Raw genomic sequence first — 972 nt, 5'->3', positions numbered from 1 at the left:
ATACCGAACTTAATAGCGACGCCGACATCACCTTTGAACGTATAGACTGGGCTAAAGATAATGATAGCTTAGGCCTTTTCGACCTGATCATTGGTAGCGATATATTATATGAAGACGAACACATTAGCTTATTAGCTAATTTCTTTGAAAGACACTCCAAGCCAACAAGTGAGGTCATTTTGGTAGATCCTGGGCGCGGCAAAAAAAACAAACTCAGCAAACGAATGATNGACTTTGGTTTTAGCTCAAGCCACTTTAAGCCTGAGCATACCGACTATTTAGAGGGCCAGTTCAAAGGCCATATTCTAAAGTTTTCACGCTAGCCGTAGGCTGCGCTACTCAGGTCAAAGCAGAGCTAATGCCACATAATCTTCAACGCAAGGTAGGGCGCAACAAAAAACACCAAAGTCATGACTTTGTACTGGCTTAGAAAGCTAAGATAAACAGGGGCCAGTTGCTTTTCCTCAAGATCAAACATCTTGCTGTGTATCGATGTAATGGCCTCTTTGAAAAATACCACCGCGATACTAGCCAGAGACAGATAAGCAAGATTAATCAAAACCGCCCAACCTAATAGTTCAGTAAGTTGCGTAATTGTCATCCCTCAGCCCTCCTATTACTTTGTAAATACAGAGAAAGCAGAAGCTTCCTAGGCCTTAATCAGGCACCACGCAGTATTGCTCTTCGAGGTGCCTGGTAGCAAAAACGGCAAGTCTTACTTAACAATATTCATCAGGTGAACATCGAATACCAGTACCGCGTTAGGCGGTATTGCTGGCGGCGAGCCCATTTCACCATAGGCTAGCTTAGAGGGTACTACAAAGCGCCACTTTGAGCCGACAGGCATCATTGATAAACCTTCCGTCCAACCGGGGATAACCTGATCTAATGCAAACTCAGCGGGTTCATTTCGGGTAATAGAGCTGTCAAAAACCTGGCCATCAATGAATGAGCCGTGATAGTGAACGCGTA

3 protein-coding genes are annotated in these 972 nt (G+C 44.4%); 1 reads left to right on the top strand and 2 read right to left on the bottom strand.

Features of this window, described 5'->3' with window-relative positions; genetic code table 11:
• Positions 1–323: methyltransferase (locus tag A3729_RS18635; RefSeq protein WP_369820145.1), on the top strand; the 323-nt coding region annotated here is incomplete at its 5' end.
• A gap of 32 nt (positions 324–355) precedes the next feature.
• On the opposite strand, the gene A3729_RS18630 is transcribed toward A3729_RS18635, so the two are convergent.
• Positions 356–601 (bottom strand): DUF6868 family protein, encoded by a 246-nt coding sequence (locus A3729_RS18630; RefSeq protein ID WP_068512097.1) that lies wholly within the window; start codon positions 599–601, stop codon positions 356–358.
• Positions 602–715: 114 nt separating this feature from the next.
• The coding region (locus A3729_RS18625) for an FKBP-type peptidyl-prolyl cis-trans isomerase (protein WP_197475916.1) at positions 716–972 on the bottom strand (257 nt) is incomplete at its 5' end.

It is taken from the genome of Oleiphilus sp. HI0043 (assembly GCF_001634935.1).
This window is presented reverse-complemented; position numbering and strand designations above follow the sequence as displayed.

Coding starts and splice junctions, on each gene's coding strand:
- A3729_RS18630 (WP_068512097.1), bottom strand. CDS start 601: ATGACAATTACGCAACTTACTGAACTATTAGGTTGGGCGGTTTTGATT.